The 24238-nt window shown below is 46.0% G+C and carries 18 protein-coding genes and 1 tRNA gene; 8 read left to right on the plus strand and 11 right to left on the minus strand.

Annotated elements, in window-relative coordinates; genetic code table 11:
• Positions 1–5: 5 nt before the first annotated feature.
• From C942_RS20195 to C942_RS20220, 7 genes are all read right to left on the minus strand, one after another.
• Complete coding sequence (locus tag C942_RS20195; RefSeq protein ID WP_007469707.1) at positions 6–959, minus strand: respiratory chain complex I subunit 1 family protein; 954 nt, start codon at positions 957–959, stop codon at positions 6–8.
• Positions 959–2905, minus strand: coding sequence for a hydrogenase 4 subunit B (gene hyfB, locus C942_RS20200; RefSeq protein ID WP_007469709.1), 1947 nt, complete (start codon positions 2903–2905; stop codon positions 959–961). Before hyfB ends, C942_RS20195 begins: the two co-directional genes overlap by 1 nt.
• Before the next feature lie 4 nt (positions 2906–2909).
• A complete protein-coding gene (locus C942_RS20205; protein WP_007469711.1) occupies positions 2910–3515 on the minus strand; it encodes a 4Fe-4S dicluster domain-containing protein in 606 nt (201 codons plus the stop codon).
• A gap of 248 nt (positions 3516–3763) precedes the next feature.
• Positions 3764–5593 (minus strand): selenocysteine-specific translation elongation factor, encoded by a 1830-nt coding sequence (gene selB, locus C942_RS20210; RefSeq protein WP_007469713.1) that lies wholly within the window; start codon positions 5591–5593, stop codon positions 3764–3766.
• Positions 5577–6998: an L-seryl-tRNA(Sec) selenium transferase gene (gene selA / locus C942_RS20215; protein WP_007469714.1), complete on the minus strand. Its 1422-nt coding sequence runs from the start codon at positions 6996–6998 to the stop codon at positions 5577–5579. The genes selB and selA overlap by 17 nt, the downstream gene beginning before the upstream one ends.
• A 108-nt stretch (positions 6999–7106) precedes the next feature.
• Positions 7107–7198 (minus strand) — tRNA-Sec (locus tag C942_RS25190).
• 229 nt (positions 7199–7427) lie between these two features.
• The gene (locus C942_RS20220) at positions 7428–7889 is read right to left on the minus strand and encodes a TetR family transcriptional regulator (protein ID WP_007469716.1); all 462 of its coding nucleotides are present in this window, start codon (positions 7887–7889) and stop codon (positions 7428–7430) included.
• Positions 7890–8513: 624 nt separating this feature from the next.
• Here C942_RS20220 and C942_RS20225 point away from each other — a divergent pair.
• Positions 8514–10160: an AMP-binding protein gene (locus tag C942_RS20225; RefSeq protein ID WP_198160272.1), complete on the plus strand. Its 1647-nt coding sequence runs from the start codon at positions 8514–8516 to the stop codon at positions 10158–10160.
• Between the two features lie 290 nt (positions 10161–10450).
• Positions 10451–11476 (plus strand): YdcF family protein, encoded by a 1026-nt coding sequence (locus C942_RS20230; protein WP_007469720.1) that lies wholly within the window; start codon positions 10451–10453, stop codon positions 11474–11476.
• On the opposite strand, the gene C942_RS20235 is transcribed toward C942_RS20230, so the two are convergent.
• Both C942_RS20235 and C942_RS20240 read right to left on the minus strand, forming a co-directional pair.
• On the minus strand, positions 11463–12773 hold the full coding sequence (locus C942_RS20235) for an ATP-binding protein (protein WP_157372664.1): 1311 nt from the start codon (positions 12771–12773) through the stop codon (positions 11463–11465). The two genes, C942_RS20230 and C942_RS20235, sit on opposite strands and share 14 nt — an antisense overlap.
• Before the next feature lie 13 nt (positions 12774–12786).
• A complete protein-coding gene (locus C942_RS20240) occupies positions 12787–13485 on the minus strand; it encodes a response regulator transcription factor (protein WP_007469724.1) in 699 nt (232 codons plus the stop codon).
• A 498-nt stretch (positions 13486–13983) separates the two neighbouring features.
• Between C942_RS20240 and C942_RS20245 the strand changes: the two genes are divergently transcribed.
• Entirely contained in the window at positions 13984–14685 is a 702-nt protein-coding gene (locus C942_RS20245; protein ID WP_036801323.1) for a VV20781 family protein, read from the plus strand.
• 128 nt (positions 14686–14813) lie between these two features.
• Here the strand turns inward: C942_RS20245 and C942_RS20250 are convergent, their stop codons facing one another.
• Positions 14814–15206, minus strand: a complete 393-nt coding sequence (locus tag C942_RS20250; RefSeq protein WP_007469727.1) for an ACT domain-containing protein — start codon at positions 15204–15206, stop codon at positions 14814–14816.
• A 238-nt stretch (positions 15207–15444) separates the two neighbouring features.
• Complete coding sequence (locus C942_RS25380) at positions 15445–15600, minus strand: hypothetical protein (RefSeq protein ID WP_007469729.1); 156 nt, start codon at positions 15598–15600, stop codon at positions 15445–15447.
• Between the two features lie 577 nt (positions 15601–16177).
• On the opposite strand from C942_RS25380, the gene C942_RS20255 reads away from it, so the two are divergent.
• The 5 genes from C942_RS20255 to C942_RS20275 are packed head-to-tail and all read left to right on the plus strand — an operon-like array spanning position 16178 to position 24236.
• Positions 16178–17929: a Cas10/Cmr2 second palm domain-containing protein gene (locus tag C942_RS20255; RefSeq protein ID WP_007469733.1), complete on the plus strand. Its 1752-nt coding sequence runs from the start codon at positions 16178–16180 to the stop codon at positions 17927–17929.
• Positions 17926–20118 (plus strand): RAMP superfamily CRISPR-associated protein, encoded by a 2193-nt coding sequence (locus C942_RS20260; RefSeq protein ID WP_036801317.1) that lies wholly within the window; start codon positions 17926–17928, stop codon positions 20116–20118. Before C942_RS20255 ends, C942_RS20260 begins: the two co-directional genes overlap by 4 nt.
• Complete coding sequence (locus C942_RS20265; RefSeq protein ID WP_007469736.1) at positions 20111–21631, plus strand: RAMP superfamily CRISPR-associated protein; 1521 nt, start codon at positions 20111–20113, stop codon at positions 21629–21631. The genes C942_RS20260 and C942_RS20265 overlap by 8 nt, the downstream gene beginning before the upstream one ends.
• Positions 21628–22239 (plus strand): hypothetical protein, encoded by a 612-nt coding sequence (locus C942_RS20270; protein ID WP_157372665.1) that lies wholly within the window; start codon positions 21628–21630, stop codon positions 22237–22239. The genes C942_RS20265 and C942_RS20270 overlap by 4 nt, the downstream gene beginning before the upstream one ends.
• The gene (locus C942_RS20275; RefSeq protein WP_007469740.1) at positions 22236–24236 is read left to right on the plus strand and encodes an RAMP superfamily CRISPR-associated protein; all 2001 of its coding nucleotides are present in this window, start codon (positions 22236–22238) and stop codon (positions 24234–24236) included. Before C942_RS20270 ends, C942_RS20275 begins: the two co-directional genes overlap by 4 nt.
• Positions 24237–24238: the final 2 nt, after the last annotated feature.

Here is a 24238-nt window from a genome sequence, read left to right on the forward strand (position 1 = left end):
ACCAATTACCAACCAAGAATAAAAAAGACCAAAGCCAGCACAGCGATTGCTGTAACCGGGAAAACCGTGCGAAGCATATTAAGGAAACGAACCCGCGCCATGCTGTTCTCAAGCCAGGCAGCCAACAGGAACACCACAAAGAGTTTCAACAGCAGAATAATCACGGCCGGAATCAGTGAGACCATGTCCAGCGATGCAGCTTTGCCCCACGGAATGAAAATCGCCAGGAACAACTGAGCAACAACCAACTGCTTCAGACCAAGGCCCAACTTAACCATCGCCAGAGCAGAACCTGAGTATTCCGTCACCGGACCTTCCTGCAATTCCTGCTCAGCTTCAGCACTGTCGAATGGTAACTTGCCCATTTCGACAAATACGGCAAAGGCACAGGCAATACCAGCCAACACAATTGTCAGTGGTCGCTGCCATTCCTGGGTCTGCATGCCCTGACTGATGATGCCGAGGTCAGTCGAACCGACAATCAACGCCATCACTAAAATCGACAGCATGAAGATCGGTTCTACTAACACACCGAGTGTCAGTTCACGGCTGCTGCCCATCCCGGCGAACATGCTGTTTGAGTCAATCCCGGCAAGAGAGAAGAAGAATCGGAAAATCGCCAGCAGATAGATATCAGTGATCACATCACCTGAGATCGGGAACGGAGAAAACGCAGTCACAGTCGGTAACGCCATTCCGACCAACAACATAGTGATCACCAGCACCCAGGGCATGACCCGGAAGATAGCACCGGAATTTGCCGGCGCTACTGACTGACGACGAAACAGCTTATTGATATCCCGATAGTCCTGAAGGATACCGGGGCCTTTGCGAGAGTGGATCTTGGCGCGGACAACCCGTGAAAAGCCGGTTGCCAGTGGCGCAAGGAGCAACATCGCAAGCGCCTGGGCAACTGCGAAGGCAATCCAACCACTACTTGGCATTTCAAGTGCAGGCATTAGTTAACTCCTGAGATGAATGGGAAGAAAAGGAGAACAAACAGCACCATCACACCGCAAAGCAAATACACTCGCATGGTGTTGTAGTGAACCCCGTCACGGGTACGGTTACCCAGAGGTATCAGAACGAATCGTTCGATCAGAGAAAGCTGTGGACGATTGCGGTATACGAGGCTGAAGAAGTGACGCAACGGCTGAGTAATTGCACCGGCATTGACAGTCATACGCTGCTCATACTGGTAACCACATGCCCACGGGTCGCCAGCATGACGACGACTGCGGCGATGTTTTCCGAACACAAACAGAATCACCGCAGGAATAACAAGCAAGAGAAGCAAGGCAACAGCAATCACCGGAGTAGACAGAATCGCCTGCGAGGTATTTGCCGGGTACAGTGTCGCCCCATTACTGACGTGCAAACTTGCCGCGCCGAGTACCGAAGAAGCTACAGAAGAGATATAAGGAGAGATCCAAGGAGAGCCGACACCCAGTACAATACAGAGCACCGCCAGCATTGAAGTCGCGACAACCATGCCGACACCAACTTCTGTTGCCAGCTCTGCCCTTGCCGATTTAGGTGCACCGGAAAAACAAATCCCGTAAACCTTAACGAAACACATACAGGCCAAAGCACCAGTCAAAGCCAGCATAATGACAGCAAATGGTCCGGCGATAAGGAAACCTGTCGAGCCGATTTTGCTCATGCTGAACAGCGACTGGTAAATAAACCACTCACTGACAAAACCGTTAAGCGGCGGCAAAGCAGAAATAGCCATGGTGCCGATAAGAAACGCCAACGCGGTATAAGGCATTTTTTTCGCCAGACCGCCCATCAGATCCATATCTTTGCTGTGCATCCTGAACACAATTGAACCAGAGCCCAGACATAGCAACCCTTTAAACACCGCATGGTTCAGCAGGTGATAAAGTGCACCCAGCAAGCCCAACAGCGCCAGCGTCTGATGCTGCGACGCAAGGCCAACCATACACACACCGACCCCAATAAGGATGATGCCGATATTTTCGACCGTGTGATAAGCCAGCAGCCGCTTGATATCGTGCTCTGCCAGCGCATACATCACACCAAACACAGAGGAAAGTGCACCGAAAATCAGCACCAGATAACCCCACCACAACTGAGATGCACCAAGGAAAACAATCCCGACTTTGATAATGCCGTAGATGCCAATTTTGACCATGACGCAAGAAATCAGAGTGGAGCAATGGGACGGTGCAACCGGATAGGCTTTTGGCAGCCATCCATGCAATAAAATACCGCTTGCTTTGATACCAAAGCCCACCAGCGCCAGTAAAAAGGTCAACGTTGCCTGACCAGCCGATAAGCCTGCATCACTGAAGGTCGCCATCTCAACACTGCCAGTGTGCTGATACAAAATGTAGAACGCCGCTATAATCAGGACACTGCCGAGGTGATCCATCAGGAAATACTGCATCCCTGCTTGCTTACTTTTCTGGCTGCCGTCACTAATAACGATAAGGAACGATGCCAGCGAGATCAGCTCCATAAACAGCATGAAATAGAGGGCACTGCCAGATACCACCAACGCGACCATGGCAATTGCAAATACATTAAACAGCGCACTGATATACCAGGCCCCCTTGCCAAGGTACTCTTCCAGGTAATTAATGGAGAACAGCGCCGAAGCCAATACCACAACAGAAATCACCAGCACCATCAGCGCGGCTAATCCATCCATCGCGACAATAAAATCCCCCGTTGGCAGAGAGAAAGAAGCAACTGACTTTGCAACAGGATCAGCGGAAATTGCCATAACCGCAGCTATAACGCCAAACAGCCCGCCAAGGGCAGTCAGCACACCGGACAAACGAATTGCCCTGTCTTCATTCGAGCTGCCAAGTAACGAAATTACGCAGGCAAACAGGTAAAGTCCTATGGAAAAAGTTAATAAAACTAAGGGATTCATCAGGCTATAGCTCCACGGTAATACTCTGGGCAACATTCGCCGCCTCTTCCCGCTTTCTTTCCCGGGCTTTAATGATCTTGTCTTCATCGACAACCATCAGCGCCTGAGTCGGGCAGACTTCAACACAAGCCGGACCTTGTTCGCGGAAACCACATAAGTCGCATTTCACAGCAATACTTTTTACGCCCGGTTCCCAGGCGAGAATGTCCTGGCCAAAAACACCGGGCACAGAAGTTGAAGGGTTACTTGAACGAGTCGTTGAGGGAATAAAAGTGTCATAACTGTTGGCCATCGCCACCGGGCGGCTGCCATCAAAAGCAATCGCTCCAAAGGGACAGGCAACAGCACAAAGTGTACAGCCGACACACAGGGTTTCGTTGATATAAACCCGATCATCCTCTTTAGTGATCGCCTGAACAGGACAAACTCTTGCACAGGGTGCATCTTCACAATGCCTGCACATCACAGGCGCTGTCGCATCCTTATGCTTGATCACAGTCAGCCGAGGATGACTCTGCAACCCCACTTTCTTGTGCTCTGTAGAACATGCCGCCATGCAGGTTCCACAGCCGATACACTTCAGGGGATCGGCAATAACAAAGCGTTTCATGGCATTCCTGGTTAATTATAAAAACCCAGCCAAAGCAAGGTGCATGCCAGCATTTAATCCATTTAAATTCAAATACTTAGAGCCAATTACCTCAGATTTATATTATTCTTGTGTCATCAACTGTCAGATTTCGACACTAGTGTCGACGCCCTGAAAGATAACTCTGGAAATTTCTGGGCATAAAAAAACGGCAGACACATAATGTGGCTGCCGTTTTCAGCTTTAACACTGTAGTTAAGACTTCTCGCTTATGACCAAGGCTTAACAATGATCCTTTCATCACCGTCACGCCTTACCCAGCCATCTTTCTCCATCCGGTTGGCCAGTGGGATAGCATATTTTCGGCTTAGACCGGTATTGTCTTTAATGTCTGCCATAGAGATGCGCTCCTGCGCCTTATGCTCTGAAACTACGGCTTTCACCATCTCGGTATACAACGCCATATCATAATAAATCGTTTCATTCAGCGCGGTAATTAGCTTCTGGTGTGCCAACTGGCGCAGCCATTTCTTTCCGCCCGAAAGCGTTACTTTGTTCAGCTCCAAGCCATCCTTTCCATAGTGGCGGATCTGCGCAAGTAATTCCTGGGCTTCCGACGGTAATTCATCCTCACTCATCCCCTGTCCCGGATACCATTTACCATGGCTCAGGTGTACCTTATCCTGTTGTTTCATCGCTTGCATGATAACGGCAACCGCTTCATTCTCTATCCGCAAACGGGTACTGATTTCACCGTCTCCCATTGCCCCCAACTCTGCCAGCAGGTTATGAATCGCCGCTTCATTCTTCTCCAGCCATTCCGGTTCAAACATAAATGGGGCTAAGTGAACACCATCAAAGCCAGAGGCAACGCCCATTTTCTCAGCATCGAAATACCCTCTGACATTCAGCAAAAGCCGGAATTCATCATCAAATTTCAATGTCGCAGGCAATTGCGCCAGTCCGTTATATATCGCCCTCTTCTGAAAGGAAGGAATGAATGCCTGCCAGACGACTTCCGCGCCATGAAGAAGACGGCTCCCCCCTTTTACAATCACCGCCAGACGCTGGCCAAACTGCAACGGTACAGCCTGTTTAAATACCAACCTTGCGAGCTGAGTTTCAGGGATATAACAAATTTTGGCGACACCATGCCAGGTTCCCACGGCCACCTCGACTTCACGCTGTTTTCGGACGATTACTGAAGAATCAAATAATCCTAGCCGAACGATGCATTGTTCACATAGCGTCACAGCCCGATTCGTTCCGACCAGCAACCCTCCTCGACCAATATCCTTGCGGTTTAACCCTTTAACATTCAGCGCAACCCGGCAAGTGGAGTTAACGGAGTCCAATTGACGGTGATAGGCCTGAATCGAGCGAACCATGCCAACCTGACCGGACGGATAACAACGCACTTTGTCACCAACCGCAATCTTCCCCTGCGCCAGAGTTCCGGTGACTACAGTTCCAATACCATTAACCACAAAAGCACGGTCGACATAAAGCTGAGGATCATGCTCTGCCGGAACCTCTTCATCCATCTCTGCTACAGCCGGCATGACAGTTCGAGCCACTGATTCAATGATTGTCTGACGCAAGATGGGAATATTCTCTCCGCTCATGGCAGAGACGGAAACCAACTCAGGGATCAAGCCAGTCATGTCCATTACCATCTCCAGTGCCAGCTCTTCGGTTTCCGCCAGTTGCTGCGAAGAAACCTTATCGCACTTGTTTATACACAGGATGATCTCTTTGAGCCCCATGGCATGGGCAACTTCAAGGTGGGACGTGGTCATCGGCATCCAGCCCTCATCGGCTGCGACTACCAAAATCAAAGTATTTAAATGCCAAACCCCGGCAACCATATTACGGAGGTAACGTTCATGCCCCGGCACATCAACAACACCTATGGTGTTGCCTGCATCGTCATTAAAGTAAGCAAAACCTAAATCCTGAGTCATCCCCAATGCTTGTTCATGAGGACGAGCGGTCACAATACCTGTCAGTGCTTCGATAAGCGCCGTCTTACCGTGATCTACATGGCCGGCCACGCCGACAACGGCCTGATACATCACATTATTACTTTGTGTCAGCATCACAGCCTCCGGCCTTAGCATCTGCTTCAGATTGTCCTTTTTCTTTAACCAGAGATTGCAAATAATTGCCCATCTGAGCTTTAAATAACGGCAGGTCTTCTTCTAGTAAAGTCGCCAGATTCAGCATCAATTTATCACCATGGAGATAACCGATAATCGGAGTCGGCATCGACCTGAGAGCATCAAGGTGACGCTGAGCTTTCCCCGGCAGCGACAACGCCAGTCCATAGCAATCATAAGTTTCAGACGGAATCGAACCACCGCCGACCTGCATCTGCAAAGGAACAGCTTTAGCCCAGGGTTGCCACTGGGTCATTAAATCAACAGCCCGGTCAGCAGTTGTCCCGCACCGATTCAGGGTATGTTGCGCCACACCCTCACCGGATGCTTCACGATTCAGCTTACGAACCAGCATTTCTTCTAACAACGACAATACAATTCGTCCGGGACGAAAAGCCCTCATCATCGGATTTTTAGCCAGAATCTGTGTCAGTGATTGCTTACCAGCAATAATCCCGGCTTGTGGACCACCAAGAATTTTGTCGCCGGAGAAACAGACTAGATCGGCTCCCAACTGCAGATAACGGGAAAGCGGAGTTTCACTGTCGGCATATTGCTCAGAAGACAAGCCCGAGCCCTGATCCACCACCAAACGAACATGTTCAGGTAGGCGCCTGGCAACATCCTCAATGTCCGGTGATTCGGTAAATCCCTGAATAGAAAAATTAGACTGATGTACCATCAGTACCAGAGCCGTATTTTCGGTGATCGCATTAATATAATCGTCACTGGTGGTGATATTTGTCGTTCCAACTTCCACCAGCTTGCAACCGGACATCAGCAGAATATCCGGGATCCGGAAACCACCGCCGATCTGTACCTGCTCACCACGGGACACAATCACTTCCTTACCCGATGCCAACGCTTGCAGAACCAGATAAACAGAAGCGGCATTGTTATTAACCACAACACAGTCTTCTGCCCCTATCCAGTTTGTAACCAAAGCAGGCAACAGGCCATTACGACCACCACGCTTTCCGGTACTCAGCTCCAGCTCTAAATTGCTGTAACCGGTATTGACCCGCCGGACACTATCCCATAAGTCCGTCGATAGTGGAGAGCGACCAAGATTGGTATGCACCGCAATTCCGGTAGCATTAATAACCCTTGTCAGACGTTGCTGCCTGTATTGCTCGCAAAGCTGAGTAATGTCTTTTATGACATTCACGCCCTCAACACCTTTTTGTTTAAAAGCATCGGATTGACGGATTACCGCTAATTGATTACGAATAATATTTGTCACCACCGGACGGCTGACTGACTTAATGTATTTCTCTAAGGAGGGATGCTGTAAAAGCTGCTCTACCTGGGGTAGACGGTAGTTAATTGCAGATGTAACGGCCACGAGCGCATTCCTTGAACTAATTCCAGAACTGATTCCAGGTTTCACAGCAGCTATGTACTATTTAATCCACAGCTCTGTGCTGAAAATGCCATTAACGCGCGTTTGAAATGGCGGAAGAGGCAGGAATCGAACCTGCCAGAGCCTATTCAGCTCACATCGGTTTTGAAGACCGGGAGGGCCACCAGACCCCATCTCATTCCGAAAACATGGTGCATATTATGCGAAAGATATGCGGATTTTATTGATATAAATCATTTTGTCATACAAATTAAAATTCCATTTATGATCAATTGATTACATATATGGCGTTTCCAACCTCAAAAGTCAGATAGCGAACAATGAACTTATGTGAAAATTACGCATAAAAAAACAGCTTCGAATGAAGCTGTTTTTGAATAACCCTTGTACAGAAAAGCTACTGAAAGCGGTTTATCTCACCATGCTAATCAGCGATTTGCCCAGCAACCACTCAAGCTCTTTGTCGCTGCCATCGCCAAAACGTTCCTGACAAAGTGCGTACAATCGCTCAATACCACGCTTAGCGAATTCATCAGTTTCTTCAGCAGAAGCGATATGGTGGAACAACAGGCGCAGTGTTGCACGGAATTTATCGTCATCCAGTGCCGCCAGCCAGCTTTTGACAAAACCGTCCATACCATTTTCTAAATCCAGCTTATCGACGAACAAGCGGAAAATCCGTCCGTCTAAAGCATTGGCAAAATCTTTCTTCTTAGGGAAGTGATGACTGATGCCAGTTCGCGAAATACCTGTCTGCTTGCTTAATGTTGTGTATGACATCTTGTCATAACCCAGTGTCAGGATCTGATCTACTACAGCATCCATGATCTTCTGGATTGTAATCTCTGTATCTTCTTTACTACGCTTTGGCATAATGAGTTGACTCTTTATACTTTTTATTACATCAACAAAAAACCATCGAAAATCTATCCGATGGAATATCTCAAGTTATGTTTATCCGTTGTAATTCGAGCAGCATTACAAAATGCTGTCCTGTTAACTAGTATTCTTGCTGATTTTTTCTGTTTTTCAAACCATAACATGAAAAACCTGAATACCTATGCGAAAAATTATAAAAATGACTATAAATTCAGGCAAATAGCGCACAAACATCAAATTATTAATAACCTCGATGCATAACAAATAACAAATCAAACTCATCCAATTTCATAATAAAAACACTGAAACATATACGCTTTTAAACTAATTCATCAAAAATTAATTCCTTCACAAGCGCTTCCCTGACCTTTGTAAAATCAAACACTTGTTTAGAACAAAGAAACAAAAACTTAACACAAAGCCAAAAAAATTTGACTTTGGTCACTATTTTTTCATACTTGGTTTCAGGAGTTTTATGAAAAACAGATACTTGACTGCGAAACCACGACAGCATTAAATTAACAAGGTAGTAACATAAACAAGGACGGATTTATGACTTTACCTCTGCCCACGGAACGCGTACGAGACACAATGATGAGCCAGCCACTCCCAAATGAAATGATTCTGAAATGGGCAGAAGAACGCCCAGATGATGTTTATCTGCGTCAAATCATTAACCGACAGTTTGTTGATTTTACTTATGCTCAGGTAGCCGATAAGGCACTGCGCCTTGTAAGTGCACTACGTAGTATGGGGGTTGAACCCGGAGATCGCGTCGCACTTATGTCTAAAAACTGTGCAGAATGGTTCATTACCGATCTCGCATTAATGCTGGGCAGCTATATCAGCGTGCCAATCTTCCCGACAGCTGGTCCGGAAACCATCGAGCACTGTGTTACTCACAGTGAGTCGAAAGTGCTGTTGATTGGTAAACTGGATGACAGTAAAGCCGTCAATTCAGTCCTGGAAAATCATCAGGACTTACCGACGATTTCGTTCCCATATTCAAGTGCTCCACCTTGTAAATACGAGTTCAATACCCTGCTTTCACAGCATGAACCTTTCAAGGATTACCCACAGCATAAGCCTGAAGATCTGATGTCGATTGTGTACACATCAGGTACTTCCGGGTTACCTAAAGGAGCCATGCTGACCTATGGTGCTTTTGCCTGGACAACTCAGCGCCTGATTGACCATATTGGCATGCAGGATGATGAGCGTCTGTTCTCCTACCTGCCACTGGCTCACATCACTGAACGAGTTTATATCTTCGGTTCATCTGTCATGGCAGGTATGCAGGTGGCTTTCCCTGAGTCTCTCGATACCTTTATCGACGATGTAAAGATGCACCGCCCGACGCTGTTTATCTCGGTTCCTCGCCTATGGACCCTGTTCCAACAGCGAATCCTGGAAAAGCTGCCACAAGGCAAACTGAACATTCTGCTGAAAATCCCGTTCATCTCAGGTGTTATCAAGCGCAAACTTGCCGATGGCCTCGGATTGAACAAGGCTCGTGTACTGGGTTGTGGTTCGGCACCGGTATCCGCTGCCCTGCTGCGCTGGTATGAAAGTATCGGCCTGCATATCACTGAAGCCTGGGGTATGACTGAGTCTTTCGCCTACAGCACCATTAACCATCCGTTCCGCAGTGAAAAAATTGGTACGGTAGGTAATGCCGGACCTGGTATTGAGATTAAGATTGCTGACGATGAAGAAATTCTGGTTCGCTGTGCCGGTCTGTTCTCCGGTTATTACAAAAACGAAGAGGCATCCAAAGAGTGTTTGGACGATGATGGATGGTTGCACACTGGTGATATCGGCTTCCTGGATGATGAAGGCTACCTCACTATCCAGGGGCGTAAGAACGATACCTTCAAAACTGCCAAAGGTAAGTTTGTCGCACCGGTTCCGATTGAAAAACGCCTGTTCGAGCTGAGTAATATCGAGATGATGTGTGTTGTCGGTTCAGGTATGCCAGGGCCAATTCTTCTGGCGGTACCACATGAGTTCCCTGACTTTGACTATGAACGTTATGAGCGCAAAATCACTGATATCATCAATACCATTAACGTAGAGGTAGAGTCTCACGCCAGGATCAAAGGTGTGCTGATGATTGAGGATCCATGGAGCATTGAGAACAACTTGCTGACCCCTACCCTGAAAATCAAACGTCATCTGTTGGAAAAGAAATACCACGATATCGGCGCTAACTGGCCGAAAGACAAGCTGATTCTCTGGGAAAAAGACTTACCGAAGAAAAGCTGATTCGGTAAAAGAATCATAAACAAGCACCACTCAAAAAGCCGCCTGAAAATTCAGGCGGCTTCTTTTTATATCGGTTTTGTTCTATTTGTTCTTTTTCTTAGTAAGTTCTTCGTAACTAATCAACGAAACAATAACGCCTTCAGAATCAGGAACGGCACACATTCAACACAAGCATTCAGCCATACCTAGTTTCTGACCTTTGCCCCATGGACGGATATATTTGATCTCATATACATGCTGTAGCATTATCCTGAACTCTACAGATTTCGCACTAATTAGGAGCATCTACGATGGTTACGGATAACCTGCAACATGCACTTTCTGCCTACAATAGCCCGAATAGGGATCAATATCCGCTTGACGGTAAAACAGTCAGCAATCTGGATGCGGTCAAGCACTTCTTGCGACAGGCAATAACGCAATTACCCGATCATTTCGGCTTGCCTCTGACCATAGCCAACATGGAAACATTTCGAGGAAATATCCCGGCTGCACTTCAGGTTTTTCAACAGTGTTTCAGATCAACGACTGACGATAATGACAAAATCATTGCGCTTACCTACTTAGCTGTATGGCACCACTACAGCCAAGCTGTGAATGACGACATAGCTCAAAGAAATGAAAGCATTGCGCTATTAAAGAAATTCAATGAAAAACAAGCGCGCGAAGTCGAAAACCTTCTTCATAGCATAGAGGCCATTATGGCAACCCCGCTCTGTATTAACCCGAACAAAAACTGCGGATATTTCAAATCTTTGCGAGGTAACTATGTACGAGGTAGCTATACACGAAATAACCATGCAATTGTTATTATGGGGTACATATTGAATGAGGATGGTTCAATGGCAGACAGGCTGGTTCAACGCCTTAAAGTCGCTATAAAGCTTGCCCGACTGTTGCCTGACAGTCAGCTGATAGTAACAGGCGGACTGGCTAAAAAAGGAACCACTGAATCCCAGCAGATGCTTCAATGGCTGGCTAAGAATGGGATTAATAGCGATCGAATTATTGAGGAAAGTAAGGCCATTAACACCATTGAGAACGCCCGTTTCAGCCTTGATATTTTACATGACAAAAAGGTATCTAACGCGACGATTATCAGCGGTTCAAATCACGTCCACCGCTCACAAATTCTGTTTGAAATCCTGCAATCAAAAACAGACAGACCATCACTAAAGTTCAACCATTGTGCAGTCAATGACGGACTGATGACTACGTTATTTCCAACTGATCAAACCAAACTCTTTTGCTACATTGATGCCCTTCGGGCCTTCGGACTGCCGGCGTTTAACTGTGAACCATTTATACAGGTTTAGGTATAGACACAGTAAAACGCGCACCACCATACTGACTGTCAGAGACGTCAATCATCCAACTCTGCAAACCCGCAGCGCTTCCGGCTATCGCTAACCCAAGCCCAAAGCCACCGGTACTTGCAGTTCGGCTTTTATCCAGACGAAAAAATGCATAAAAGATCTCATCATATTTATCTTCAGGGATCCCTGGCCCGTCATCTTCAACATCAATCTGCCATTGCTCACCATTATCAGACAGGTTCACCCATACCTGCTCAACCGCATACTTGTCGGCATTTTTAACTAAGTTGTCGATAACCAATCTTGCTAACGTACGATCAAACAATGCACGCTTTGAGTCAGCCAAAGCTGAATTAAATCTTCCTTTTTCTGGCGCCATTGCTGCCAGGCGTTTATGGAAAAATCTCTCAATGTCGACAGATTCTCTGTTCAATAATTCCTGAGGGTTATTTTCCGGAGCTAACCGGTAAAGAGTGATAATGTCGGATGCTAAGCCATTAACATCGTCGATATAACCATCAATATCATCGAACAATGGTTGCTCTTCTTTCCTTGCGTTAAGCCTGGCCAGATCTGACGCCAACTGAATACGACTTAAAGGAGTGCGAATTTCATGAGGAATTGCGTGGGCAAAGATCTGGCTTTGTCGTACACGAGTTTCGATATCACTCGCCATATCATTGAAGCTCCTTGCCAGAGAGGCTACCGGCTCAGGTATATTCGTTTGTGCCCTTACCTGCAACTTGCCCTGACCAAACTCCACCTGAGTATGCTGTAGAGTCTTTATCTGGCCCTGTAATTTCCGTAATAAAATATAAACAGGCAAAGACAGAGACAAACATACAAAGAGTACCAACCCCATTAAAAACAGATTTTCAGTATGTTGATACCACTCGACTTCCGGACTGAAAAAGTCCCGGTTCTCACTGAATACAAACAACTGACCACTATCTGGAAGCGGAAAAACGGTAACGTAGAGTTGTCCGTCTTTCAAATAAACCGGTGAAGAATCTATTTCATATAAAAATTCACATTCATCACAGGAAAAAGCTTCTACGGTGCTTTTCTCTAATGAAAGATCGAAAATATAAAATTTTTGTTTATTACTTGTTATTAACTCTTTATACAAAGAATCAGGATTTTCATACTCTTCCAGATACTGTTTAAAAAAGAAACGACCGTCATTGAGAAATATACTCGCTTCAGTTCTGCGCATATAACCATCACCTAACGTGATAAAGCTATAAAGCGCTAAAATAAGCGCAGCAATAATCCCAGCATATAACCGAAGAAACATTGACGATCCAAATTTACGCATCAGAAAGCATATAACCTTTATTTCGGATTGTTCTGACCACCGCCGTATTAACATTGTGATTAGCCAATTTTCTTCTTAAGCCTGAAATCCGCATGTCAATGGAACGGTCATTCACGTTATAGTCAATGCCGCGAATATGCTTACAACACTCTTCACGGGAGACAACTTCACCACTATGTTCAAACAGCAACTGCAGCACTTCATATTCAGATATCGTTAAGTCTAACTGTTTATTCTCAAAAAAAGCCCTTTGGCTAGAGTTATGTAACGATATGCCGAATTTTTCAACAACACCTTTCGGTAACTTAAAATTCTTGGGACGCGCTCGTCTCAGCAGAGCTTCAATCCTCGCCAATAAAATATGCCCACGAACAGGCTTGGTGACATAATCGTCCGCGCCGAGCTTAAATAATGTAACTTCACTCATTTCATCAGCAGAGGCTGTCAGCACTAAAATCATTCCGGTATAAAACTCCCGGGCTCTTCGGCAAATTTCAGCACCATCCAAACCTGGCAACATTAAATCCAGCAGAACAACATCAGGGCTAAACTCTTTTATACCATCAAGTGCAACATCTCCACCGTCAATGACCTTTGTTTCATAACCTTCTGTTTCAAGATACATCTTTGTCAGGCGAGCTATCTCACTATCATCTTCGATAATGAGTATTTTATTTTCCGACTCAATCATATTTATTTTTCTTTGATAAAAGACTATCTATAAATCGAGTCAATATTAACTCATCACCTCCAAAATGGGTAATTTAGATACTAAATTATCAAGCTTATGATTTTCTGATAATAATCTGAAATATGTAATTAAATCCTCACAATACAGTCTGTTTTAACAGCAAATTAACTGCCAACTCTTACACGAGCTTACATACAGAATTTATCATCAGACAAACCGTCATATAGCAGTTAATGCCACCATCATAAGTAATTAAATCAAAATAAAACTCAAGTAAAACCCTGATTTCAGCGTAAACCACTAAGGCAGTGTTGTTTTTGTCGCTTTTAATCTCGCTTACATTTCTTTATTCACATCAATAGTAAATCAATTGCATTAATGACCTTATTTATCCAACTGATTACGATCCCACAAAACATGGCTACCCGCCTGACTGAACCTGTATGCCGAACCAACAGCACGCAAGCTCAAAATAATGAATCAGATCCGGATATAACAATGAAAAAGACCACAACAGCCCTACTCCTCCTAACCGCTATGTCACTAACTGGCTGCGGCACTGTCGCTATCATGAACAAATCAGATGCAGTTAAAGCTCAGCCCGAAATGATGGTAAAAACTGATGGTGATTTTTGGGGACTAGGTAAAGAAGGGACATTCGATATGGCCGGTCAGTACCATGGTCAATATACTCGTAGTGCCTCAAATTCCACTTGGTTCAATACTCTGTCATTCAAAGATGGAGCAATGGGTGCAACCATTACCCGCAATGACAATAATGAAACCTGGAGACTGGTCTGCTCCGGCGGCGGTGTTTCAGTCAATTACATGGGAGTCAGCTTGGGTGGTAACGACCCATATGTTTGCGATATCCACCAGAACGACAAAAAAGTCGGTGAGTACCGCATTGAGCCCCAAAACAACATGATCAACATTGGACTGGCGCAATCTGAAAACGGGTCAGTTCGAATTGGTTCAACCCATTTCAACATTGAAACTGTTCATACTGGCGAAGGGATGATAATGCCAGTAGAAAAAGCCCTCGGCTACAGCTTCAAACGTGGTAATCAGGAAGTTGGCGCAGCTCAAACTAACGGCATGATCACCCTGCAGATGCTGCCGGATCTGTCTGACAACGAAAAAGACTTACTGGCGGTAGCGACCATTGCCAGTGCGTTGAGCTGGCGTCCGGAAGAGTAATCAGCTCAGACAAAAAAAACGGTGAAATAGCACTGTCAAAAACCAAAGGCCATACATCGAAAAAAGTATGGCCTGCTAAATACCAGTAACTTCCCGCATCTCATCGAGATCTGAAAATAGGCTCTTTACTAACTAAACTCTTCCAGTGCAGCTAATGCTTGTTCTGCTTTCTTACTCTGAACAAAAATATGATCATGGTAATAGGCAGCAATAACATTCGCACTTATGCCTTTTGATGCCAGCTTAGAAGCCACAGCAGCGGTCAAGCCAACAGCCTCCAGACTAGAATGGACAGTTAATGTGATTAATTTAAACGAAGCCTCAAACTCAAGCTTTGCTTTCTTTGCCACGTCCTTGTCCAGAACTAACGTCAATCCTTCCTGTTCGTTAAAAGTCGCCAATGGTTCTAAATGAGAGTACTCAGAACACGAGCCAGCAACAGTACAAAACACATACTCGCCATCCTGAAGGGCTGGTGACATAGACTGTAACAATTCATCTAATTCAGTTATCCCGGCCATAACTGACTCTCCCTTTTTTACTCAAGCTTATACGCCCCATAAAAAGCAAATATTTATTTGAACATTATTAGTAACCACTAAGACTTGAATGATAGTAAAGGACTATAAAACTTCTCCAATCCCAAAAGTAATAACCTTCATCCCCAAAACAATCACCACCGCCATAGATGGTGGTTTAGGGCTGAAAAACAAAAAGGTAGCTCATAGCTACCTTTTTTGTGATTTTCTGCAGTAATAGTTAGGCTTTTTTAAGGTATTTAGCTGGATAAGTCAGAGTGTGTTGGTCACTCGTTTTTACATGCACATAAAAGCCACCACCGCTTAAGCCAGTAACCACCATTGGACCTAAATCCACACCTTTTGTAGCAACTACTTGATCATCAACTTCGAACATGTAAGTACCTTGAATTCAAAAAACAAAGACGAATTTATCGGCCGTTATTAAATCAGGTGCAAAGCTTACAGACTAATCAGTTTTTTTATCGTGATGATTGAATTCCCTTATAAATCAAATTGACTATCACGATGCGAGAAAATTACTGACAGAATAGTTAATGAAATCTCAATGTGCTTAGCTATACGACCAAGAAATGAAAAACATATCAGTAAACCTATCAGCAGAATCAAATAACAAAACGATGCCATTGAAATAACCATTGCTAGGTTAATTGGGTTTATTGAGCAAGTCAAAGATTACATAAACATCAGGCCAAGAAAATATTTTTTCACATAATAAAATATTGATAGATATGTTAATCCGATAATGAAAAACATATTAAGTGAGATAAAAGTCAGATCTTAATAGCAAAGGATTAAAAATATAATCAGATCACAGAAATTATATTGTTAATCATCGAATTTTTAATATCTTCATATAGATTAAAAAAACGACCTCATTTAATTTAGTAAGCTGCTCTTTTAAAAGAATACAAGTCAAGAAAAACTTTGCTCAAAAATATGGGAAAGGACTTATGTATATAGCGCAACTCGAATGTAAACGGATTCAGACTTTTCTCTTTGCCTCATCCCGCTTACGGGATATGGTCGCCGCCAACGCTCTGCTGGGCCATACTCTGCGTATTGAGCTGGTAAAAGCTGCAATAAATAATAATAGTTGCAGCCCAGAGGGAACAACCTCACCACTAACCGGCAAAACCACAGGCAAGGATACCGCTATTTCCGACTGGTCAACCACCGAGATGTTTAGCCACGGCATCCTCAGCCGCGACGGTGGTCATTTTTATGCTCTGTTCCCTGATAAAAAGAAAGCCGAGAGCTTTATTACTGTTGCACACAGCATTTTGCAGGAAAACCTGCCGGGAATTGCGGCCGAATACGCCATCTTCGAGCACAATAGCCCCCAAAGCCAACACTGTTTTACCTCACTTACCTTTACTCAACCACCAGAACTGCCAATCTTCGCCCGCTGTCAGCAATCCGGTCACGGGGCAGCCGAAAAGTCGACTAAACGCTTACTAAATGATACAAAGTTGCAGCCAACCAAACGCTATATCAGCCGGATAACAAGCAAGAAAAACGAACATTTTTACAACACCTTCAAAAAAGCAATTGAATTTACATCTGGTGACTACGCCAGTGAGCAAATGCAACAGTGGGTAGAGGATGAAAAAAGCATCTCCGATTTCGATGCGCTGGCAGGGAGCGATTATTTGGCGGTGATCAGTGCCGATGGCAACAATATGGGTGCACGTTTTAAGCAGTATCTCAACAAAAAAGATCCAAATCATCAAGCAAGCTTTATTGACAATCAAAAATGCGCTGAAGCGTTTTTCTCCAGCGCCCGTAACGCGTTAAAAACCGCGACACAGAGCGCACTTAACAATACATTCGACGAAATCATAGAGCAAAACAAGCCTCTGCCCTTTCACCTACTGATGCTCGGCGGCGATGACCTGCTGCTGGTCTGCCGCGCCAAACAGGCGCACAAACTGGTGCAAGCAATTGATACGCATCTACAACAACACCCCATTGCTGATGATCACCCGCTTACTATGGCATACGGCATTGCTATCGCCTCTTATACCCTGCCGTTTTACCGCCTTTACCACTGCGCAGAAGCTCTTAATGCCAGCGCCAAAGTGCTGGCACGCTCACAGGCAGCTCCTCAAAACGGTATTCAGCCCAGCGGGCTGGATTGGCAGATCGTCACCCAGTCATGGATCGATGATCCGATTGCAGAGCGAAAAAAACATAAAATCGTGCGCTACCGCGAGCAGACTAAAGACATCACCCTACTGCTGACGCAGAAACCCTATTTACTCGCCAACAATACACCCGATACAGAAAGCCCGTTTGCCCGCCTGAATACACTGGCCAAAGCGCTGACCAACCCGAATAAAGCCGACAAACAACAAAAGCCGGGGTCTGGTCAGGAAGACAATGCAGAACCACTGTTCGCCCGCAACCAGCTGTTAAAACTACAAGCCTCCCTTCCCAAAGGGCGGCTGCAAAGTGACTACCTGCTAAAGAACATATCTGCAAAATTCCAGCTAAATGATTTATCTGAAGAAGTCCGAAAAGCTTGGGAGCAATGCTTCGGTTCTGTTTCTTCTGCTGAAGCTTTCTCCCTACTGGACAAAACTGAGAACAATCACCCCTACTGCTACACCACACCACTGGGCGATCTGATCGAACTGATCGAACTGCAATATCTGCAAAGAGAAAACACACCAGACCAAGACACCAAGGAGAGTAACGGATGAGCGTACATCACTTCACCTACACCCTGAATATGACGCTGATTGACGATCTCCATACCGGCAGCGGCCTTGGCACCGGTCTGATCAACAGCCTGAATAGCCGTGACAACGCACAAATGCCGGTGATCTGGCGTCAGCATATTAAAGGACTGCTGGTACAGTTCAGCGATCGCGCGAGTACACTCGATTCAAAACATAAATACGCACAAGCATTCCGCGAGCTGCTCGCTAACGACACCCCGGGTTCACCCTGCACTCTAATACCAGGCTCGTTTTACTACCAGCAAAAAGAAAGCCCGCACCAAGACGATCCCTGTCTGATCTGGGCCAGCACCGCTAGAAAGGGCGCGCAATATCAGGGTTCAGGCAATCAGAAAATGCTGCTCGGTTTTAACCGCGCTCCCGCAACCGGAAGCCTGCGCAGCGCAGAATACATCCGAGCCGGCAGCGTGTTCCGCACTACCTGGTATTTACGCATTCAGGGTGAGGAAAACATAGACCATTACAGCGAAGCCTTTAAAGCACTGATGCGCGGGATCGGACAAGCTGGCAGCAAACGCAGACGGGGCTGCGGACAGATCCGGCTGGATGGATGGGATAACACAGAGCAAAGCTTCACCCCGATAAACTCAGAGCATAAGGCCACGCCATCCATAAATATCGCCGCCGTACAACCCAATGAGGAACTGCACTATGTACTGACCAACCGGGAGCCACTGCGGCTGCCAAATACCGATATACCGGGCAACATTATTCCTACCCACAGTCATATCAGCGGCGTTCAGTTAACTGGTGCACTGGCGGCATGGTGCAAAAGCCTGGGCGAAGATGAGCTATTCCGCGCACTGATAGCCGGCCAGTTTACTGTTAGCTATGCCTACCCGAGCCGTAGCGGTTGCCCCGGCATTCCCGCTCCCTGCCAGTTGCAAACCTCCAAAAAGCACGCCAGCGGATCCCTGCCTTGGTGGGCAGTCAGAGCCAGCCACGGAGACTATTACGATGCCTATGCGAATGATACTTGTGCGAATAACACCAGCGAGTCACAACAGCAAGAAAACAGCACAAAGCCTAAACTCAAACGCCTGAAAGGCCATTACTACCTTGAAAGATCAAGCGGACAACCCTCCAGCCATTATTACCTTCACAACCAGCCTGTGGCGATCCATATGCGAAACCGGGTTCACCGCGGCGGCGAAGAGGATGATTCCGACCTGTTCAGCGAAGAAGTGCTGCCGGAAAACACCCGCTTTACCTTTACCCTACGCGCCACTCAGGGCAACGGAGCATCCGCAGAGCTGCTGGCACGGTTAAACCACCTGCTGATAACCAGCCAACACTATCCGCTACAAATCGGCCGTGGCAAAGCGCCCTGTACGGTTCAGGCACAACCATCTGAGTACCAATTCCCAACCTCACTCGGGCAAGCAGAACCAGGACTGCCATTGGTGTTGGTACTGGCAAGCCCGCTGCTGGTCTACAACCCAGTTACGGTTACGCCCTACACACAGCTCAACCACCAGGTGATTAACCAACTGGCCAATGAATTACTCGACGAAAAACATAAACTGGACCTGAGTAACGAGGATTATCAAAGCTTCAGTGAAGAAACCCGTCTGGTGGGCTACAACTTTGCCACCGGACTGCCGAAAAAGCCGCAGCCCTGTATAGCAGCCGGCAGCAGCATCTGTATTACCGATCCTATAAAAGCCGACAAACTACGTTCGCTGCTTAGTGATCACCGTCAACTGGGCGAGTTACAGCCGCTAGGGCTGGGCTGTTTCTGGCTATACCAAACTCCGCTAACGATCCTGCCAGCCCAAAGCCTTACAGAACAAAATCAGCCTGAAGCTGAACACTCACTGGAAACGGCACTCAGCAAGCTAAAAGAACTGATTGAAGACAAAAAAACAAAAGCAACACTACTCTCAGCCAGCAGCCCCACTAAAACCCAATGGCAAAAATGCAAACAAACCGCCAAAAAGCAAAAAGCCAATAATCTCGCTGAAAATGAAAGCATCTTCCAGTGTATGCGAAATAATCAGAATGCCTCAGACAAGGTCTGGGACCATATTGTGACTATTACCAACGAAATCATCGATATTACAAAGCATGATCCCGCGTTAGCCATATGGGCATGCGATTTGGTTATCCAACTTCTGGAGCAGCAAACACTGGAGAATAACCATGAGTGAGACTAAACCTTATTACACGCTGTTCTTTATAACACTGCACCAGCACACAGAACTGTGCACCGGCGCAGCAGAGCACAATGCTTCAGGGCAAAGTGCAATAAAAAATAACAGCGATGTGGATCTGCCCACCGCACGCAATGGCCAGGGTGATCTGTTTATCCGAGGCACCAGTTTTACCGGTGCTCTGCTCGATCAGGCAAGAAAACTCGGTCTGACTATCGATGACGATATCAGTGGCACAGAAAGGGCAACCAATCGGTCAGACAATGAGAAACAGCCCCCGTTTAAAGCTTCGCGGATCAACGTATTTAACCTTTATCCCAAAAAACAAGAAGCGATCACAACCCTATTCCGCCAGCACGTTGCAATCAATGAACAAACTGGCGCAGCTGAAACCGGTGCACTCTACGATTTAGAGGTGATCCCCAGCCAGCAAGAATGGCGATGTGTAATAGAAGTAGATATGACCGGTATGGCCGACGACAGAACCCTTACGCCCGATGCCTTAGTCGCCACCGTACTGGATCACTGGAAAAACCATTACCTGTTTCTGGGCCACCGCCCGGCTGCCGGCTATGGCTGGTTTAAAGTCGAAGATGCGCAGATATTGCAGCTCACCACAGAGCATCTGTTCGATTACCCGGACAATACCCAGCCCATTACCACTCTCAGCCAGCCTAAAAAACTATTAGAAGCATCGGGATTAGAGCTCACCAGCCTTTTTGCAAAGGACAAGGAATCGTTATCAAGTGAGAAAGAGTCCTCCCTTATCAAAAAAGATCTGACGCCATTGGTAAAACAGTTACACATTGAATACTCACTGGAATGCGGCCCGAATCAGGACGAAGAAGGTAATATCTGGGGGCTGGACGGCTTCTTTATTGGCGGCCACGAACTGGAAGCGCCGCAGGACTGGCGAGAAGCGGGAGAAAGCATCAGCCAGCACTTCAACACCGGCTCCGACTACCAGCTTACCGACAGCGACTTTCCTGATCAGTTCTTTGTGAAAGATGATAAACACGATCCCTTTATCCCCAGTGGCAGTGTACGTGGCGTGCTGCGCCATGAAGTGCTCCGTAGCCACTCCAAACAGGCCAAAACGCTATTTGGTGATGCCAACGGCAACCATGCCAAAAGCTCAAACCTGTATATCAGCCCGGCCCGTTTAGAACCAAAGCAACCGTGGCAAGGACTGGTTCTGCATAACCATGCCGAAGATGAATTTACTGCTGGTGTTTACGGTAGCAACAAGTTCTGCCGCACCAGCATTGTGCAGGGTAAATTCTGCGGCGAAATCATTCTGGAATATCTGACCGCCCCGGACACCCCAGACACCCTGCCTCCGGCAATAGAAGAACAAAAAAACGCCCTGCTTGCAGCACTCGAAAAAGGGGCAAACAGACAACTGCCTATCGGCGCAAAACAGTGGGTAGATTCCGGCTGGCTACAATGGCACTACACCGTACAAAAGCCAGACACAGCAACCCAGCAGACCATTCAGGGAGACCAGTGATGAGCCATCAACACCTGATCAAAACCAGCCAGACCCAACTTAAGCCACATCAGATTTTAAAGGCCATCGCCAACAATAAACCTGACCTGCTGGCCGAGAATCCCTGCTTGCAACAATTTACACTGACCGACTCATTTTTACTCTGGCTGGAGCCCGTCCCCCTGCCCGAACCGGTAAGCTGCCCGCCGCTGGTTACTACCAGAGAAGAACTGCAGCCCCTGCTAAACAGCCCGGAAGCTGAGTTTGAGTTCAGCGAATTTCAGCTATTTTTGCCCGGCCAAACCCTGCAAGCAGTGGCAACTCAGGGCGCAACCCTGCTAAAAACCGCCTCGCTCCCTTTAGATGAACTGTCTGTAGATACAGAGTCAAAAGCAAAAAACGAGCAGGATAAATATCCGCGCTTTACGCCGTATTTTCATACCGACACCACTCGATTTGATAGCAACTACACGATTAAAAACGACGACACAACAAATAGCGACTGCAGCAATAAGAGCCGCTATAGCCGCCTGCACCAATACACAGGCAAACAATGGCAGTTCCGGCTGATTAAGCAAGAACAAGAACAACACATTCAACAGGTACTGATCTGGGAGGGAAATAAATGAGTATTAAAAAAGAAAGAACACTGAACTCGCCCTATCATTTTGTGCCGGTGAGTGAGTCATTAATCTCTTCAGGTACTTTTGAACACTCCAGAGGCTGTAAATTTACACCGCATGACACTCTATCTACTGATAAATTTAGTGGCGAGATAAAATGTGAGTTAGGAACATTAACCCCTTCGATATTTGCTTGTTATCAGGGTAATCAGACCAATCTGATAGAGGCCGCAAGAACCAAGCTAGGAGCCAGTGTGCACCGAGACAAACAGATTCTTTCACCTCTGTTTGTAGAAATGAATAACAACAAGCATCAAGTAATACTCGGCTCTTCAATTAAAGGTATGCTCAGAAATAATGTTGCCGCATTGCTTCCCGCCCCAATGAACAGGGTACAGGAGCGAACTTTTGCCTATCGCCCGAATATAATGCCAAAAGCAACAGACGTGGAAATGATAAAACAGACTTTCCCGGCGCTGTTTTTTTACAACAACGGGAAGCCGTTTGTGCATGTGTACACCAATTGGAAAAGAGGTACAGACTATTGCTTTAAATTTTTAGGAAATGCAAAAAAATACAAATACCGAGGGTCAGTAGACAGCGAGGGTAAACTTACCCGTTTATTCAAAGGCGGAACCCTCCACCATAACGCACATAAAACCGGCTGCTATATCACCCACAGAGCTTTAAAACAAAAGCCAATACGGCTTGATATTACAGAAAATGTGCTTCAGCAATTTGAAGCAACTACCAACCATTTAATTAATGATGATACTGGTCACTTAAACGTTCGGCACCCTAAGGTTAAAAAAGAGGATGTAGCAGATCTTAAGCGCTACATTAAACAAAACCGAAACTACCGCGAGTGGCAAGACAACCAGCTTATTTTTGTTGAAGCTGAACTTAACAACAACCAAACGCCAGAAAAAATTTCTTCATTCGGTAACAATTTCCGTTATTACTGGCTGCACTCTTCCAGTATTCACAAAAACAATCAAAATGAGCTTCGCCCCAGCATTCAGCCGAACACCCAAAAAAATCGCCCACTAAATGCACTCACTTGCCTTTTTGGTGATCTGGTAGAGCGAAGCGAACCAGAAGAAGATCTTCGCTTAGCGGGCCGTGTATCTGTTAACCATGCGGTCGAAGCCATCAAAAGAGAGAGCGTGTACGAGCGCGATATTTGGTATGCATTACCGCTTTGTGCACAACCCAAAGCCAGTGCCTATGAGTTTTATCTGGAGCAATTCTACAGTGGTAACCTGCTATTTGAGCTAAAAGACTACAATAGTGAACAGCTCCAACAACTGGCGGGCAGAAAAATGTATGTTCACCAAGACGGCTTCAACAATCTGTTTCATGAAAATGGCATAGCCGCTGATACACCGCAGGCGAAAAATGAACTACTTTCAGACAACAAAGCCCCAATTGCGAGTAAAGTCACCCCTACCTCGACTCAATTTCAGTTTTGTCTGCGATTTCGGCAGCTGAGTATATTTGAGCTGGGGCTCATTTATGCAGCTCTTGACCCTAACTACCTTCTCTCTGCCATAAAAAGCTTCCCCCCTTCAAATTCGACAATTAAAGAGTTGCATAATCGCACTCAGTACACTGTGTACACATTAGCCAATAAACTAGGCTATGGTCGGCCTCACGGATTTGGCAGCGTAACAATTAAGTGTAGAGAAACCATTTCAGAAAACATACCGACGCCAGCGGAATGTGTAAAACATATGTTTAGTAAACTTCTCGAAGATGTTGAAGGCAGTTCAAATGCAAATGCGGCAAAAATGGCTTTTGTAAAGCAAATCATACGTTTTATTAATATAAAGGAAAATGTAAAAGGCCAGACAGCACATTATGGCAGTGCTGAGGGAGCAAAAGCCACATTGGACTTCCACGGTGATATTCGAAAGCGCACCATCAAAAATTACCGGATAAAGCCAAAATATGCAGAGAAGGCATCTGAAAATAACAAACTAGCCAACTTTAACAAGGGATAGTT

It is taken from the genome of Photobacterium marinum (assembly GCF_000331515.1).
GTDB classification, from domain to species: Bacteria; Pseudomonadota; Gammaproteobacteria; order Enterobacterales; family Vibrionaceae; genus Photobacterium; species Photobacterium marinum.

Coding starts and splice junctions, on each gene's coding strand:
- C942_RS20260 (WP_036801317.1), top strand. CDS start 17,926: ATGAGCGTACATCACTTCACCTACACCCTGAATATGACGCTGATTGAC.
- C942_RS20220 (WP_007469716.1), bottom strand. CDS start 7,889: ATGCCAAAGCGTAGTAAAGAAGATACAGAGATTACAATCCAGAAGATC.
- C942_RS20265 (WP_007469736.1), top strand. CDS start 20,111: ATGAGTGAGACTAAACCTTATTACACGCTGTTCTTTATAACACTGCAC.
- C942_RS20275 (WP_007469740.1), top strand. CDS start 22,236: ATGAGTATTAAAAAAGAAAGAACACTGAACTCGCCCTATCATTTTGTG.
- C942_RS20205 (WP_007469711.1), bottom strand. CDS start 3,515: ATGAAACGCTTTGTTATTGCCGATCCCCTGAAGTGTATCGGCTGTGGA.
- C942_RS20255 (WP_007469733.1), top strand. CDS start 16,178: ATGTATATAGCGCAACTCGAATGTAAACGGATTCAGACTTTTCTCTTT.
- C942_RS20250 (WP_007469727.1), bottom strand. CDS start 15,206: ATGGCCGGGATAACTGAATTAGATGAATTGTTACAGTCTATGTCACCA.
- C942_RS20240 (WP_007469724.1), bottom strand. CDS start 13,485: ATGATTGAGTCGGAAAATAAAATACTCATTATCGAAGATGATAGTGAG.
- hyfB (WP_007469709.1), bottom strand. CDS start 2,905: ATGAATCCCTTAGTTTTATTAACTTTTTCCATAGGACTTTACCTGTTT.
- C942_RS20230 (WP_007469720.1), top strand. CDS start 10,451: ATGGTTACGGATAACCTGCAACATGCACTTTCTGCCTACAATAGCCCG.
- C942_RS20225 (WP_198160272.1), top strand. CDS start 8,514: ATGATTCTGAAATGGGCAGAAGAACGCCCAGATGATGTTTATCTGCGT.
- C942_RS20235 (WP_157372664.1), bottom strand. CDS start 12,773: ATGTTTCTTCGGTTATATGCTGGGATTATTGCTGCGCTTATTTTAGCG.
- C942_RS20245 (WP_036801323.1), top strand. CDS start 13,984: ATGAAAAAGACCACAACAGCCCTACTCCTCCTAACCGCTATGTCACTA.
- selB (WP_007469713.1), bottom strand. CDS start 5,593: ATGCTGACACAAAGTAATAATGTGATGTATCAGGCCGTTGTCGGCGTG.
- C942_RS25380 (WP_007469729.1), bottom strand. CDS start 15,600: ATGTTCGAAGTTGATGATCAAGTAGTTGCTACAAAAGGTGTGGATTTA.
- C942_RS20195 (WP_007469707.1), bottom strand. CDS start 959: ATGCCTGCACTTGAAATGCCAAGTAGTGGTTGGATTGCCTTCGCAGTT.